Genomic DNA, 14,757 nt, shown 5'->3' with positions numbered 1-14,757 from the left:
CAGCCCGCTGGCCGATATCTTTCCCCCTATTTCAAACTATCCGTTTGATTGCCCGCACAAAAAAAGAAGCCGGATGCCCAGCTTCTTTTTTCAGATTTCCCTAGGACAGCTGTCCCAGAATATAGGTCAGATCATCTTTTCTTGATGTTGTATACATTTTCAGCGAATTCGATATGTCTTCTACCGATTGGCCTTTTTTCAAATGGGAGCGGATATCGGGTACGTTGAGTCCATCTGTATGTATAATGAACTTTGAACCCTTTTCATAGGTGGCGGTATGCGTTTTGTATTTTTGCGGCTTGCCTGATAAATAGCCTGAAATCGGCAGAGGATAAAAGCTGTCACCAGACGGGGAATGCAGAATAAAACGTACGTTTCCGACGGAGCAGTACGTAAACTGCCTTTGTTCAAAATTGATTTTCAGGATAGAAGCTGTTGCGCCTCTTTTGTGTTTCATCGCCTGATTACAGCGTTCGATAATGCTTTGTACGTCTTCATTCGCATAGTTTTCCACTAAGTCTTTGATGGCTGCAGAAGATTCATTGGCAAGCGATCCGCTTCCAAGCCCGTCTGCTACCGCACAAATTAACTCCTTATCATCAGCTTTCATATAAAAGCTGTCGCCGCAAATCGATTTTCCTTCTTTATTCAGTTGGTATACAAGAGTTTGAATATGCTCGTTTTCTTCAACCTGGATCATTACATTAACTCCATCGAGGGATCTTCAGTCAAGGCCTCTCTGAGCTTCTTCACAGCTTTGCGCTGCAGACGCGAGACGTGCATTTGAGATATACCGAGAATGTCCCCAGTTTCTTTTTGGCTTTTGTTTTGAATATACGTAAGGTCTATGATTTGTTTTTCACGGTCTGAAAGGACATGAAGCACGCTTTGCAGCATCATTTGCTGGTTGACCCGCTCATATCCATCCTCCTGTGAGCCGACAATATCAAGAATTGTGACCGTGCTTCCATCCGCATCCGCTTCAATGCTGTGGTCAACGGACAAGGCTTGATAGCTTTTGCCCATTTCCATTGTTTCCAGAACCTCTTCTTCTGTAACATCGAGAAATTCGGCAATCTCTTCTACTTTCGGCGACCTTTGTGTTTCAGTCGTCAGCTGATCCACCGCCATTTTGATTCTTGGGCCCAGTTCTTTGATTCGTCTCGGCACGTGAACGCTCCACGTCTTATCTCTGAGGAACCGTTTAATCTCACCGATGATTGTCGGAATCGCAAAAGCTTCAAACGATTTGCCGACCACCGGATCGTATCGCTTAATCGCACCCAGCAGCCCGATCATGCCGACCTGGCGAAGATCCTCATGGAAGATTTTGCCTTTTGAATATTTTTTCGCAAGCATATCAACTAGATTTGTATAGACCCGCACAAGCGTTTCTTGCGCCTGTTCATCTTGATTTGTTTGGTATTCGCTTATGAGCCGATCGACTTCATCTTTAGTTAGTTTCGTAGTTTTTGATGGTTGTGTCATGATCAACTCGCTCCCCATTTAAATACTTTGTCATCGCTACGGTGACGCCGGAGTGGTTTTGCACTCTGACTTCATCCATAAGCGTTTCCATTAAATATAGACCGAGCCCTCCTTCTGATAATTGATCAACTGTATGCGAAGGTGTGTACGGCCCTAGATCCTGCTGCTTTTGATCGAAATCAAAGCTGTCTCCTTCATCCGCGACAATGACCTCTAAACGGTCTTCGAACACACCGAATCGTATTGACACTTCCCCATTTTTGTCTTCTTTGTAAGCATGCTGCACCGCATTCGTACACGCTTCACTGACTGCGATTTTCAAATCTTCAATTTCATCGTACGTATAGCCCATTCTGCTCGCGACGCCTGACAGCGTCAGCCTTATAATTCCTACATATTCAGGCTGGGCCGGCACTTTCATTTCGATGTAATCAGCGTTATTCTTCATTGCACTCCACCTTCTGACTTTGCAGAAATATCAATAATGTCCTTCAGGCCTGTAATCTCAAACAGACGGATCAGCCGGTCAGAAAGATTTTCAAGTTTCAGCGACCCGCCTTGTTTTTTCACTGTTTTAAAGATGCCTACAAAGACGCCGAGTCCGGTACTGTCCATGTAGCTGACATTTTTCAGGCAAATTCTTAAGTCAGCGCCTTGTTCTGCCAGAGGAACGAGCTTCTCTCTGAGCACTGGAGCTGAGTATACATCAATTTCTCCCGCAATGTTTACTTGTATATCATTCTCGTTTTGCTTCACATCAACATTTATATTCATTCGTATCACCTCAAATTATCCTTCAATTCACTAATTGTTTTATACCCACGGCTGGCCGAAGCTAAACCTTTCTTCTCAAAACAATTAACGTAAAATCATCGTGCAGCTGAAAATCCTGCAATTTGAGGAGGCGGTCATAAATGTTTTTGACCATATCCTGCGCGGAGGAACACATATGTTCCTCAATGAGCTTCTGCAGATCAGGACGCTCCAAGAAACCGTTTTCCGTTCTGCATTCTGTGACGCCGTCAGAAAATAAGACAATCATATCGCCCTTATCAAGATGCTGATCGAATTGCTTGTAATCATAATCCTGCGAGATGCCGAGAACGAGCCCTTTGGCCTCTAAATCGTAAAACGTGTTGTCTTTTTGAGAATAATAGAATCCCGGTTCATGCCCCGCTGAAGCATATGTAAAATGATGCTTGTCCATATTGTAATTTGCATAAAACATCGTAATAAACATACTGGCATCAACGTTTTGTTCAACAACCCGATTCAAATTTTTCAGCACCTGAGAAGGGTGTACGCCCGTTTCCGGCAAAGAATCCATCGCATATTTAATCATCGACATACAAAGAGCCGCCGGAATGCCTTTTCCGATCACGTCCGCGATTGCGATATTAATGGATTCCTGGTCTTTGACAAAGTGGTAGTAATCACCGCTCATCTGTTTAGCAGGCACACTGATGGCGCCGATATCCAGCGCTTCTTCCTGCGGAATCTTTGTCCCGAGCAGCGTTTGCTGAACATTTGCGGCGATTTCAATTTCCGATTTGATTTCTTGCTGTATCCCTCTGAGGGTTTGATGCTCCTGATAAGCCATTCCATATCCAATCATGACTTCTATTAAAAAATCCAGCGAATGAAAAACATCTTCCGGGAGTTTCGGATACAGCTCCTTCAGCACTTTTCGGTGAATGCTGATGATTTCTTCCGGAGGAATTTGATGCTCGATTGTTTTTCGGCTGAATTTTTGGGCTTGATATAAAGATGTTTCTGTTAATTCGGCTATATATCGACTAAGCAGCTGGTGATACCGCTGCTCAATAACCTCCCTAAAATCCACTTTCTTACCTCCTACCGAAGCCATTTAATGGCTTGTATCTCTGTTCCTTCCCCCGATACGGAATTTAAACTGAATTCATCCATCAGCCTTTTGACACCTGGAAGTCCCGCTCCGAGTCCGCCAGACGTTGAGAATCCGTCTTCCATGACTTTACGGATATCAGGAATTCCCGGCCCTTGGTCTTCCGCTATGATTTTCAGGCCCTTTTTTCCTCTCTCAGCGACCTGTTCAATGCCAATCTGGCCTTTGCCGGCATATAAATAAATATTCCTGGCTAATTCTGAAATAGCCGTTGTAATTCTAGCCTGGTCTACCGTGCCGAAACCCAGTTCTTTTGCAACGTTTCGTCCCAGTTGTCTGGCGGCCACGATATCCCATTCTGTCATGATTTTCACACAGGATTGGTCGTTCATACGCTATTCCCCCAATTCCCGCTTCAATGTCTCAAGCCCCTGCTCTAAATCGAGCGCTGTTTCGATTTCCTCTAGCGCGATTCCAAGTTCAATCAGCGTCACTGCCACAGCGGGCTGAATGCCGGTCAAAACAACTTTGGCCCCCATTAGCTTAGACATTGTGATGACGTCGCCCAGCACTTTGGCGATAAATGAATCAATCATGTCCACAGATGTCAGGTCAATTACGACCCCGTTGGCACCTGTTTCGTATATTTTATTTAACAAATCTTCTTGAAAGGTTAATGCGGTTTGGTCATCCAGTTCCCATTGAATGGACACTAATAAGCAATTATACAGTTTCAAGATCGGGATTTTCGGATGTCTCAAAATATTATTCCCCCAATGAAACGATTTTTCGATCCGTCATTTCCAATGCTGTTTGAATTCCTTTTTGCAGGGTATTCTTAGTAATAACTTGGGATAAATCAATGCCCAGGTTGACGATGGTCTGAGCAATTTCCGGACGGATGCCGGCGAGCAGGCATTTCGCACCGACAAGCCTTACCGCTTCAGACGCCTGAATAATATGATGGGCAACCATCGTGTCAACGACAGGAACACCTGTAATATCAATCAGCACGACTTGTGAGCGATGTTTAACGACGCCGTTAAGAAGATTTTCCATAATTCGCTTAGCACGTTCGGTATCAATCGTTCCGACAAGCGGCATTACGGTGATATTTTCAAACACCGGGATGAGCGGCGCAGAAAGCTCCTGCAGCGCGATTTTTTGCAAGGATACTGTTTTTTCCCACGAGATTGAGTATTGGTTGAAAATTTCTGTATTAATCGGGCTGAAAAAGCGGTCAATCTGCCAGATTAATTCCGTACTCTCTTGATCTGGCAATCTCTTATCGTTCATCTTCGTGTAGAGACGCTTCCAGAATTCAGCAAGCGCCGTAGCCAAAAACTTCAGAGAAAGTCCAATTTGGACGGCTCTCAGTGCCAGTTCGCTGATTTGGCTTTCAGCAGCGCTGTCGTCCTTAACAGACAGCAAAAGAATGTCGATATAGTCTTTAGATATATTTTCATACACTTGGTCAGTCAGCTGATATGACTCTTGTTCGCTTAATTCCTTTAGTGTGTCAGTCCACAGTTGGAGCAGTTCATTTTGATTTTCGGCAATGAACTGGTATACAGTCTGATTCGACATCAAATTCGCTTACCTCCCGATAAAAAACACCATATTTTTTTCGTTATTACCTCATTATATCGTTTATGGTTTTTGAAAACAAAAAAAGTTGCTCTATTTGAGCAACCAGTACATATGTCTAAAAATCAATGAGTGCCAAACTGATTTGTAAGGCTTCATCAACCTTATCCATCATTTCATCATCCAGATGAGTAATCTTATCCGTTAACCTTTGCTTGTCAATCGTCCGAATTTGCTCCAGCAAAATAACGGAATCTCTTTCAAAACCGTAGCGTTTTGCATCGATTTCGACGTGGGTTGGTAATTTCGCTTTCTGTATTTGTGCTGTTATGGCTGCAACAATAGCAGTTGGGCTGAAGCGATTTCCGATGTCATTTTGGATCACTAAAACCGGGCGCACCCCGCCTTGCTCTGAGCCAACAACAGGAGATAAATCAGCAAAATAAACATCGCCGCGTTTCACAATCAAATGATTATCCTCCGCTGACTAAGCGCTCAACTGTCGTTTCAGCCTCGCACTCCGCAAAGTGAGCCTCAGAAGAAATATTCAGGTTGATTTTCGCCATTTCCATATAGCCGCGTCTCATCAAATCACGGTTGTGACGAGTTGTTCGTTCGCTGACATACGCTCTCACTGCTTGTGATATCAGTTCGTTTCTGCTTCGTTTCTCCCGCATCGCTACACCATCCAATTCAGCTACTAGGTTTTCGGGCAAGCTGATTTTCATTTCGGTTCTTGCGCTGGATTCAGACAAAAAACATACACCTCCACCAAACTTACGGATACGACTCTTTTATCCATCCAGTGATAATGATACCATTATTCACTCTTCAAGCAAAGCTGTTTTATGAATTCTCCATTATGAGAGGAGCTATTTGCTTGTATATTCCTGCACTAAAGGATTTCTTACTTCCATTATACTCCCATTTTCCAAAAACATACGGGGAACCCGGGAACTTATTGTACAAGACACCTCATAGTTAATGGTTGCGAGCCTGTCTGCAATCTCGTCCATGGAAATATATTCATCTCCCTGCCGGCCGATTAATGTGGCTTTTGTGCCCGGCGGATATTCCTGATCCAGCTCCACCATAAATTGGTCCATGCAGATCCGGCCCGCGATCTTCAGCCGTTTTCCCTTCACAAGGATTTCGGTCCCTTCCAACTTTCGAAGCCAGCCATCCGCATAGCCGACAGGCACCGTCCCGATCCATGTGTCTTTTTTCGCTGTGTATTCCGCTCCGTAGCTGACACTCTCGCCCTTTTTGATCAGTTTGACATGCGACAGCGTTGAATGCAGGTTGAACGCTGGGCACAGCTCAAACGGCATTTCGTCCATCATGTCGGCAGACGGACGGAGGCCATACATGCCAATGCCGAATCTGACCGCGTTGAAAAAGCCTTTTTTCAGCCGGAGGCCGGCTGCGCTGTTCGCACAGTGCACCATCAGTTTCTTGAGCGGCAGCGGAGCAATCAGTTCTTTAAAGCGCTCAAACTGCTTGATAAAATAGCCTCTTTCTTTTTCATCCGCTGTCGCAAAATGGGTAAATACCCCTTTGCATTTTAGACGAGGGTTGCGGTCAAGAATTGCCATCACGTGATGAACTTCTTCTTCTGTTTTTACGCCAAGCCTGTTCATTCCCGTATCAACCTTTAAATGAAAGTGAAGAGAACCTTTTTTCATATGGCGGGCGGCTTCCTGAAGCCATTCAACAGAATAAGCTGTTATGGTCACGTCATATTCTGCCGCGATTGATACATATTCCGGCGGAACCGCGCCGAGCACCAAAATAGGCGCTTTTAAGCCCTTGTTGCGCAGTGAAATCGCTTCATCGAGAATAGCCACCGCCAAGCATGAAGCACCTGCGTCAAGCGCGGCCTTCGCTATTTCTGCATCACCATGTCCGTAGGCGTTTGCTTTCACAACTGCCATCAGGTGGACATGTTCGCCGATATGTTTCTTCATATTGCTGACATTTTCCTTTATCGCGGACAAGTCGATTTCCGCCCACGTATTTCTGTAAAAAGGTTTTGTGCTCATTATGACACTTCCTAGCTTTTATTCAATATCATTTACATATCATACTAAAATTAAAGGCCGAAGGGAAACGATGCAAGACGAAAAAAAGGCCAAATCGCGTTTGGCCTTTGGCGGTTATTTGGATGATTGTCCTTGCATGCTTTTCGCGACGGACACCATTTCCTCTTTTGTAAGATCTTTAGATGAAAGAAGATAATCTACGCCATCATACGTCCATGATAATGATGCATCTGACAAGGCGCCGATGGTGTAGCCGAGATTCACCGGTTCGCCGTTCATCTTAACTGAAGAAGAGGCTTTGGCAATCTGGGCTTTTTCCTGAATTAAAGTAAATGATTTTTCTCCTCCGTAGGTCATGATGATCCGCTTCCCGTCTTCAGTTGAAATATCTTTTTCTTCCAGCAGTTTTACGCCAAGCGGAAGTTCAAGCGGCGTTTTGACCTTGAATGTTTCGGATGGCTTCGCGCTTGTAGCAACGTCCATTTGGGAAAGCGTCATATTTTTCTTCTCGTCAAATGATTCTTTGTCGAAATGTTTATTAAATTCGAAGCTGCTGAATTCTACTTTCACCATCACTTTTCGGTCAGTATCCATGACTTTGACAGATGACGGGCTCATATCTTTTTTGTTAAACGTGATTTCTTGCGTTGGCAGCATTTTGTTATGCTGATAGTTCGTTTTTGTTTCAAAAACGTAGTTCTTTTCCTTTGCAGTGAACACCGCATCTGAATCGTTTTGAACATCCTTTACGAGCGATTCAAACAGATAGACCTGGCTGCTGTTGTTCGGCCAGTCGCTTTGAAATCTGAAGCTCTTATTTAAAGACGGCGTGAGAACAAATACTCCGTTTTCGTTTCGTAAAATGACTTGGTTTTGGTCCTTTTTCGGATTCTCTAGATAAACCCTGTACAGAGACGGCTTTTTGTGCCAGATTTCCACATTGTATACTTGAGGCTCACTCCCTGTCTCGATGGTCATTTTCGCTTTTGCTTTGTACGAGGTATATTCTTTCGCCTTTTCATCTAACCCGGTCACAATATCTTGCTGTGTTTTTTGCCCGCAGGCAGAAAGAATAAGGACAGCAAGCAGTCCCGTTAAAAGCAAAACAAAGCTTTTTCTCACCTTTTTCAACCCCTTTTTCTCAATTGATGTAAAAGGAAGAAATCGCTTGTTTGACTTTAACGATACGCTCGGTACACGTAGGCAGAACGGATGCGTACCATAAAAGCCTCAAACAACTCGTCTCCCTTAATGCACTATCAAATATATGAGCGGGGTGTCCCTAATATGCAGACTAGCTTGACAACCTTTCAATCACAACCTGAGCGGCCGCGTATTCCTTTGTATGAGTGATTGATACGTGAACGGCGGCTTGGCTCAGCTTTGCGCAAATGATATATGGCTTGCCATTTTGGTCTTTCTTTATTTCGATATCCTGAAAGCTGAGCTGCTTTCCTATACCGGTGCCAAACGCTTTTGAAAAAGCTTCTTTTGCCGCAAATCTCCCCGCGAGAAACTCGATTTTTCGTTTCTCTGAAAGCCCCTCATAGTGCTCAAGTTCGCTTCGCGTCAAAATCCGCTCGGCAAATCGTTTCTGGCGGCCGGCCGCGGAAGCGATCCGTTTAAGCTCGGTGATATCTAGTCCTATGCCGTAAATCATGGGTGATAACCTCCTTTGCGTACGTACTATTTGAATGGTTTGTCTCATAAACGTGTTACTATAGAAATACCAAAATGAAGAAAAGGGGCTCGGAATGTTTATACGGACAGAAAATTTCCAAACCTTTATAAGGCTTTACCCCGTCATCACCTTTATATTGGCTTTGCAAGCTGTTCTCTGGCTGTTTTTTTCACTTCCTATCCATTCAGTCGTGTTATGGAGAGATACCGTCACAGGCTATAATCTAGGCGTAGCCAACGGTGAATGGTGGCGGCTGATCACACCGGTTTTGCTGCACGCCGGCTTTACCCATCTGCTGTTTAATTCCATGTCGATCTTTTTATTTGCTCCTGCCTTAGAGCGTATGCTGGGAAAAGCGCGTTTCCTTCTTGTGTACGCCGGCTCCGGCATCATCGGCAATATCGGCACATACGTGACAGAGCTGCTTGATTATGTACATGTCGGGGCTTCAGGCGCGATTTTCGGGCTGTTCGGCGTGTATCTGTATATGGTTGTATTTCGCAAAGAGCTGATCGGGCGCGAGCATTCTAAAATGATTCTCACTCTGCTCGCATTTGCCGTTCTCATGTCATTGATCAACTCCAATATTAACATCATGGCCCATTTGTTTGGGCTTTGCGGCGGGTTTCTTCTCTCGTTTTTATGTGTGCAGAAAAAAGAGCGGCGGTATTAACCGTCCGCTTTTTCATAGGAGTACCAATTTAAAATGAAGCCTGCATCCTCTTCACTTACATCCCTCACCGCTAATTCTTCCATATGGCTCGATGATTTTACCGCGGTAGAAATGGTATACAAGCGGCCTTTCTTTTGAAAATAAGATTGGCTCAATTTGCCAATCTGCATGCGCCTTTTCAGCACAATCGCGGTTGTTCTGCCGATGAGTCTTGACGTCAGCTGAAGACGCTCCCCGTTGATCGTCCATGCCGCATCCTTATAGGCGAGGTAGCCGAAGAACAATTCAATCGGCAGCAGGATGATCGACAGATAGCCCCATGGCTGAAAGAAGATACATAATGGGATGATCAAAAAAAGTGAAAAAATGACGGAGCGGAACAAATAACGTTTCAACGCGCGCCGCGGCAGACGGCGGACGTTTTCTTCCAGCGTGTATTCCGGCGTAAATGTCAGAAGCATGCGCGAAAGCTTCTTTTTATGAATCATCGGAAAAAGAATCGTCAAAGCGCCTTCTTCTTTTTCCCGATCGCCGCCTCCCGCGCTGACGATGGACACCGTCACATAGCCGAAAAGCTGGCGGATGATGTTTTCTTTGATTTTAATGGCTTGTATTTTTCGGAGCGGAATCGTGACTTGATGTTTTTCAATAATCCCTCTTGAAATCACTAACTCCTGCTCTTTTTTTATAATTTGAAAGTTCGCGTATTTAAACATCATACCGGCGATGCTGAACATCCAGACGATAAACAAACCGATAAAAATGAGCACCGCATAAATGCCGATGCCGGCGTGCTGAAGGAAAGAAAATTGATCAAAAAACCAATCCATCGGAAGCACTTCGTCAAGCTGAGAGATAAGCGCAAATACAGCGGAGATGATCACTCCGATTCCGCCGGAGGTAGAGGCGGCCATGAGCAACTCTTTCATGCTCATGCGATAGTGCTCTTGCGGTTCAGCTTCAAGAGTCTGCTTCTGCTCAGCTTCCAGCAACTGTTCATCGGGTTCGCTTTCATGGCTTTTTGCTTTTTTCTTAAAGACGGCTTCCTTGATGCGTTCAGCTTCTTCTACAGAAATAGCGGAAAGTACAGCTTCCGCCTCCTTGCCTCCGCCTGCCGTTTCAATTTGCAGTTTCACAAGCTTAAAGATTTGCTGGATCACGCCCGCGCTCGTATTCATCGTTTGAATCCGATCGATCGATATGTATCGCTTTTTCGTGACAAACAAGCCTTCTTCAATTCTGAATTCGTCATCTTCGATTCGATAGGTAAACCTTCTCCATTTGATAATGCTTGCGGCAACAAGCCAGATAAACAGCACACCGAGCGCAATGGCGCCGTAAAAACGGACAGTATTGTTCGAATTGACGATATATACAAAAAAGAAAGGCAGAATGATATTTTTTATTGTTTGAATAATGGTATGGCCTAAATTCAAAATGACTGCCGCAGGGTGCAGGCGTTTCGGTTCAGACATCATCTTCAGTCACCCTTGCCAGACGGGAAATGGAGTCTCTCAGCCGATCCGCTTCCCCCATCTCTAAAGCTGGAATGGAATGAACGGTCGCGGCCGTGGAAATTTTCACTGTTGCCAGGTTGTACTTTTTCAATAACGGCCCTTGTGACGTATCGACGTGCTGAACCCTGACCATAGGGACAATCACACGCGTCACCACAAAAATACCTGACTGAATATCTATTTCATGTTCATGGACTTCATAGCGCCATACTTTATGACGGATTTTCGGAATGATAAAGACCGTCACAATCGAACCCAGCAGCCAAATCCCGCCGAGCACGCCGCTGATCCAGTACGGCCAATGAAAATAATAGCTTAACCCTGCCACTGCAATGACGATGAGCAAGCAGACAGCGGATACGATGATCTCTTGAAGTCGCCATACCTTTAATCCGTCAGGACTGATTTGGTTTTTAGGCTGCTCTCTCAAAATAACTACCTCCCGTTTTTTCTTCGTTACTTATACGTCTCTTATACAGAAAGGTTTCATTCTTAAGCATACAGAGAAAAACGACTTCCGTCAGCTGAAAGTTTGCTGAGTGCCAAAACATGAACATAAAAAAAGCCCAAAACGACATGTTTTGGGCTTCTAATCGATAGGATTAGTAAGATTTTTTCTGGCGTCTGTCACCTGAAGAACGGCGATCATTTGAACGCTTTTTGTCGTAGGAAGAACGGTTGTTGTTTTTCCCTTTTCCGCCGCGATAGCCGCCGCCTTGACCGTCTCTGCGTTTAGAAGAGCGCTGGTTTTTGTAGCGTTTGCTGACCATCGGCGCTTCGTCTGTTAAGCGAACCGGTGTATCGTCCGGCTCTTTTGTAGACATTTTGATAGCCGCCGCAACCACTGTCACTGCATCATGATCTTCAAGCAGCTCAGCTGCCGCTGTCATGTAGAAGTTCAGGTTGTTTTCACTGATTGCCGTACGAAGGCGTTCAACCGTAACCTGTTGCTGGCCTTCCAACGCTTCATCAAGTGTAGGCTCCTTCATGCGGTCCATTTTGCGTTTTGTTGTTTGTTCAATTGCGCGAAGCATGCTTTTCTCGCGCGGTGTAATGAACGTCATCGCCATACCTGTTTTTCCTGCGCGGCCTGTTCTTCCGATACGGTGAACGTAGCTTTCAGGATCTTGAGGCACGTCGAAGTTGTACACGTGTGTAACACCAGAGATATCAAGTCCGCGAGCGGCAACATCTGTTGCAACAAGAACTTCGATTGCGCCTTCTTTAAATTTGCGAAGTGCAACCATACGTTTCGCCTGCGTTAAATCACCGTGAATGCCTTCAGCCGCATATCCGCGAAGGTTCAGAGCTTCAGCCAGCTCATCGACACGGCGTTTTGTACGTCCGAATACGATCGCAAGCTCAGGAGACTGAATGTCAAGAAGACGAGTCAGTGTGTCGAATTTTTTGCGCTCTTGCACTTCTAAATAGAACTGCTGAATGTTAGAAACCGTCATTTCTTTTGCTTTTACTTTTACGTGTTCCGGCTCAGTCATGAAGCGCTCTGCAATACGTTTGATCGGCGCTGGCATAGTAGCAGAGAACAGAAGTGTCTGATGCTCGCTCGGCACGTTTGAAAGAATAGATTCAATGTCTTCAATGAATCCCATGTTCAGCATTTCATCCGCTTCATCCATTACAACAGTGTTTACATTGTTTAAACGAATTGTGCGGCGGTTGATGTGGTCAAGAAGACGCCCAGGTGTACCCACAATGATATGCGGATTTTTCTTCAACGCCCGAATTTGCCGTCCAATATCCTGGCCGCCGTAAATAGGAAGAACCTTCGCACGCTTATCGTTTCCGATTTTATATAATTCTTCAGATACTTGAATGGCTAATTCACGGGTTGGCGCGATTACGATTGCTTGAATATTAGGAGACTCGGGGTTAATTTTTTCAACAAGGGGTATACCAAACGCAGCTGTTTTACCTGTACCTGTTTGCGCTTGTCCAATGACGTCTTTATTTGAAAGTCCGAGCGGAATCGTTTGTGCCTGGATCGGCGTTGCTTCTTCGAATCCCATACGATTAATTGCTTTCATGAGATCAGAACTTAAATTAAAATCTTGAAACGTTATAGTCAAATTATTCAAACTCCTTCTAATTGCTGTGTCAGTAATGTCGTGATTTACCACTAAAAACTGCCCTTTCCACAAAAAGGACAGGTCCGTACGTATACAAAGCCCGAATTACTTCTAAGTTTTATCTTACCATTACACTATTTGTTTTTCAATAAAATGAGAAGCAGATTGGCTTCTCCAATATGCCGGCTGCTGTTCCATCCGCTCCCAAATGTCCGGCGGGAGAACTTCTGGCGGGCGAATGGAAGTCCGGACAAATATTTTCGTATCGCAAAATAACCTGTCATTATTGTATCATAGCCGCGGCCAGCCAGATATACATTATTTCAGGCCGGCATATATTAGTGTTTGCACATCATTCTATTTTATGATGCAATATGCGTTTTTTTTCGCACGATTTTTTCTTATGAAAGCGGGCTGTGTATTAAATCTTTAACGATTTCTTCAAGCTTCATACCTCTGGACGCTTTGAATAAAATCAAATCCCCTTTTGACGCGCTTTCCTTCAGAGCTTGAAAAAGATCTTTCTTCTCGGTGAAGTGGCTGACGCGTTCTTTTTCAAAGCGGTTCAGTGCGCCTTCCGCAATAAGAGCGCCCAGCTTTCCATACGTAAAGACGCGGTCGATTTTTTCAGGGCTGATGACAGCACCGCACTCTTTATGGAATGTTTCTTCAAGATCACCGAGCTCAAGCATATCGCCGAGCACAAGCATTTTTTTTCCGTAGCCTTCAAGGCTTTCTGTCAATTGAATGGCAGCCTTCATGGAAGTCGGGCTGGCATTGTAAGCGTCATTGATAATCGAAAGGCCGCTGTCTGTTTTGATGAGTTCAAGTCTCATGCCGGTTACCTTTAGTCCGCTCAGTCCTTTTGCCGCATCCTCAGCTGTGACGCCGAAATAAGCTCCTGCTGCGATCGCAGCCATAGCGTTCATGACATTGTGCTTCCCGAGCACCGGAATAAAAAATGTTTTTTCCATCCCTTTAATTGTAAAATGGGTTCCCGCTTCACTCTGGCTGACATCCTGAAGCTGGTAATCATTTTGCGCTCCCGATCCGTACGTTTTCGTTTGGCAGCTGTATGCTTTTTGAAGGAGCGGTTCGTCCCCGATATAAATCAGCACTCCGTCTTCTTTAAGCCCGTTAATGATTTCAAGCTTCGCCTCCGCGATGCCCTCTCTTGAGCCAAGGTCTTGCATGTGGGATTCGCCAATATTCGTAATCACAGCCGCATTCGGGTTTGCCAGGCGGCTCAGAAGATCAATTTCCCCTTTGGCGCTCATTCCCATCTCCAATACGGCGATCTCCGTATTTTCAGGCATGGCTAAAACCGTCAGCGGCAGGCCGATGTGATTATTAAAGTTTCCTCCTGTTTTGTGGACACGGTACCGGGTTCCCAGGACGGCGTGAATCATATCTTTGGTTGTTGTTTTGCCATTGCTTCCGGTTACCCCGATGACACGCGTGCCAAGCTCCTGCAAATATGCTTTTGCAAGCTGCTGAAGGGCGGAAAGGGTATCGTCAACTAAAATGACGGCTTGATTCTCGGGCGGATTTGGTTCTGACCGATCCCAAAGAACAGCCGCTACACCGGCTTCAAAAGCCTGCTGCACAAAAGTGTGCCCGTTAAAATTCTCCCCTTTCAGCGGGATGAAAAGTTGATGCTGTTCCAGTTTTCTTGTATCAGTTGCCACTCCATGAATGACTGTTTGTTCATATTGCGGATTTGTCAAAGTGCCTTTGACCATGTCTGCAATGCTCTTTATAGTTCGCTTAATCAAGTGAGATCCCTCTCTTTCTTTTGTATATACGGGAAAAGACACT

At 45.0% G+C, this 14,757-nt stretch carries 18 protein-coding genes; 1 reads left to right on the top strand and 17 read right to left on the bottom strand.

Annotation, left to right across the window (positions count from 1 at the left end; all coding sequences use genetic code 11):
- Positions 1-100 precede the first annotated feature (100 nt).
- From rsbX to acpS, 13 genes are all read right to left on the bottom strand, one after another.
- On the bottom strand, positions 101-700 hold the full coding sequence (gene rsbX, locus M1D98_RS02685) for a phosphoserine phosphatase RsbX (RefSeq protein WP_039075782.1): 600 nt from the start codon (positions 698-700) through the stop codon (positions 101-103).
- Positions 700-1,488 (bottom strand): RNA polymerase sigma factor SigB, encoded by a 789-nt coding sequence (sigB, locus tag M1D98_RS02680; protein ID WP_456279979.1) that lies wholly within the window; start codon positions 1,486-1,488, stop codon positions 700-702. Before sigB ends, rsbX begins: the two co-directional genes overlap by 1 nt.
- Positions 1,454-1,936: an anti-sigma B factor RsbW gene (rsbW, locus tag M1D98_RS02675; RefSeq protein WP_003234299.1), complete on the bottom strand. Its 483-nt coding sequence runs from the start codon at positions 1,934-1,936 to the stop codon at positions 1,454-1,456. The genes sigB and rsbW overlap by 35 nt, the downstream gene beginning before the upstream one ends.
- Complete coding sequence (gene rsbV, locus M1D98_RS02670) at positions 1,933-2,262, bottom strand: anti-sigma factor antagonist RsbV (RefSeq protein WP_010331248.1); 330 nt, start codon at positions 2,260-2,262, stop codon at positions 1,933-1,935. Before rsbV ends, rsbW begins: the two co-directional genes overlap by 4 nt.
- 61 nt (positions 2,263-2,323) lie before the next feature.
- Positions 2,324-3,331 (bottom strand): phosphoserine phosphatase RsbU, encoded by a 1,008-nt coding sequence (gene rsbU / locus M1D98_RS02665; protein WP_039075784.1) that lies wholly within the window; start codon positions 3,329-3,331, stop codon positions 2,324-2,326.
- Positions 3,332-3,342: 11 nt separating this feature from the next.
- On the bottom strand, positions 3,343-3,744 hold the full coding sequence (gene rsbT, locus M1D98_RS02660; protein WP_121641939.1) for a serine/threonine-protein kinase RsbT: 402 nt from the start codon (positions 3,742-3,744) through the stop codon (positions 3,343-3,345).
- Positions 3,745-3,747: 3 nt separating this feature from the next.
- Positions 3,748-4,113: an RsbT antagonist protein RsbS gene (gene rsbS / locus M1D98_RS02655; protein ID WP_003225190.1), complete on the bottom strand. Its 366-nt coding sequence runs from the start codon at positions 4,111-4,113 to the stop codon at positions 3,748-3,750.
- Between the two features lie 4 nt (positions 4,114-4,117).
- On the bottom strand, positions 4,118-4,942 hold the full coding sequence (gene rsbRA, locus M1D98_RS02650) for an RsbT co-antagonist protein RsbRA (RefSeq protein ID WP_082022754.1): 825 nt from the start codon (positions 4,940-4,942) through the stop codon (positions 4,118-4,120).
- A 115-nt stretch (positions 4,943-5,057) separates the two neighbouring features.
- Positions 5,058-5,408: a type II toxin-antitoxin system endoribonuclease NdoA gene (gene ndoA / locus M1D98_RS02645; protein ID WP_003156187.1), complete on the bottom strand. Its 351-nt coding sequence runs from the start codon at positions 5,406-5,408 to the stop codon at positions 5,058-5,060.
- A gap of 4 nt (positions 5,409-5,412) precedes the next feature.
- Positions 5,413-5,694 carry a type II toxin-antitoxin system antitoxin EndoAI gene (gene endB, locus M1D98_RS02640; RefSeq protein WP_003225183.1) on the bottom strand — a complete coding sequence of 94 codons (282 nt, stop codon included), beginning with the start codon at positions 5,692-5,694 and terminating at the stop codon, positions 5,413-5,415.
- A gap of 117 nt (positions 5,695-5,811) precedes the next feature.
- Positions 5,812-6,981 carry an alanine racemase gene (gene alr / locus M1D98_RS02635; protein ID WP_435576982.1) on the bottom strand — a complete coding sequence of 390 codons (1,170 nt, stop codon included), beginning with the start codon at positions 6,979-6,981 and terminating at the stop codon, positions 5,812-5,814.
- A gap of 114 nt (positions 6,982-7,095) precedes the next feature.
- Positions 7,096-8,112 carry a LolA family protein gene (locus M1D98_RS02630; RefSeq protein WP_456279978.1) on the bottom strand — a complete coding sequence of 339 codons (1,017 nt, stop codon included), beginning with the start codon at positions 8,110-8,112 and terminating at the stop codon, positions 7,096-7,098.
- A gap of 163 nt (positions 8,113-8,275) precedes the next feature.
- A complete protein-coding gene (gene acpS, locus M1D98_RS02625) occupies positions 8,276-8,641 on the bottom strand; it encodes a holo-ACP synthase (protein ID WP_010331253.1) in 366 nt (121 codons plus the stop codon).
- Between the two features lie 94 nt (positions 8,642-8,735).
- Here acpS and M1D98_RS02620 point away from each other — a divergent pair, with 94 nt between their 5' ends.
- Positions 8,736-9,335: a rhomboid family intramembrane serine protease gene (locus M1D98_RS02620; RefSeq protein WP_456279977.1), complete on the top strand. Its 600-nt coding sequence runs from the start codon at positions 8,736-8,738 to the stop codon at positions 9,333-9,335.
- On the opposite strand, the gene M1D98_RS02615 is transcribed toward M1D98_RS02620, so the two are convergent.
- The 4 genes from M1D98_RS02615 to M1D98_RS02600 all read right to left on the bottom strand — a co-directional run bounded on the left by M1D98_RS02615 (position 9,332) and on the right by M1D98_RS02600 (position 14,714).
- A complete protein-coding gene (locus M1D98_RS02615; protein ID WP_268558704.1) occupies positions 9,332-10,813 on the bottom strand; it encodes a PH domain-containing protein in 1,482 nt (493 codons plus the stop codon). The genes M1D98_RS02620 and M1D98_RS02615 overlap by 4 nt on opposite strands.
- On the bottom strand, positions 10,803-11,282 hold the full coding sequence (locus M1D98_RS02610; RefSeq protein WP_456279976.1) for a PH domain-containing protein: 480 nt from the start codon (positions 11,280-11,282) through the stop codon (positions 10,803-10,805). Before M1D98_RS02610 ends, M1D98_RS02615 begins: the two co-directional genes overlap by 11 nt.
- Positions 11,283-11,454: 172 nt before the next feature.
- On the bottom strand, positions 11,455-12,939 hold the full coding sequence (cshA, locus tag M1D98_RS02605; RefSeq protein ID WP_010331257.1) for a degradosome RNA helicase CshA: 1,485 nt from the start codon (positions 12,937-12,939) through the stop codon (positions 11,455-11,457).
- A gap of 401 nt (positions 12,940-13,340) precedes the next feature.
- On the bottom strand, positions 13,341-14,714 hold the full coding sequence (locus tag M1D98_RS02600) for a UDP-N-acetylmuramoyl-tripeptide--D-alanyl-D-alanine ligase (RefSeq protein ID WP_456279975.1): 1,374 nt from the start codon (positions 14,712-14,714) through the stop codon (positions 13,341-13,343).
- Positions 14,715-14,757 lie beyond the last annotated feature (43 nt).

The organism is Bacillus sp. K7 (assembly GCF_053903245.1).
This window is presented reverse-complemented; position numbering and strand designations above follow the sequence as displayed.

Excerpts from the sequence above, each read along its gene's own strand:
- rsbX (WP_039075782.1), bottom strand. The coding sequence starts at position 700 with ATGATCCAGGTTGAAGAAAACGAGCATATTCAAACTCTTGTATACCAA.
- sigB (WP_456279979.1), bottom strand. The coding sequence starts at position 1,488 with ATGACACAACCATCAAAAACTACGAAACTAACTAAAGATGAAGTCGAT.
- rsbW (WP_003234299.1), bottom strand. The coding sequence starts at position 1,936 with ATGAAGAATAACGCTGATTACATCGAAATGAAAGTGCCGGCCCAGCCT.
- rsbV (WP_010331248.1), bottom strand. The coding sequence starts at position 2,262 with ATGAATATAAATGTTGATGTGAAGCAAAACGAGAATGATATACAAGTA.
- rsbT (WP_121641939.1), bottom strand. The coding sequence starts at position 3,744 with ATGAACGACCAATCCTGTGTGAAAATCATGACAGAATGGGATATCGTG.
- alr (WP_435576982.1), bottom strand. The coding sequence starts at position 6,981 with ATGAGCACAAAACCTTTTTACAGAAATACGTGGGCGGAAATCGACTTG.
- acpS (WP_010331253.1), bottom strand. The coding sequence starts at position 8,641 with ATGATTTACGGCATAGGACTAGATATCACCGAGCTTAAACGGATCGCT.
- M1D98_RS02620 (WP_456279977.1), top strand. The coding sequence starts at position 8,736 with ATGTTTATACGGACAGAAAATTTCCAAACCTTTATAAGGCTTTACCCC.
- M1D98_RS02615 (WP_268558704.1), bottom strand. The coding sequence starts at position 10,813 with ATGATGTCTGAACCGAAACGCCTGCACCCTGCGGCAGTCATTTTGAAT.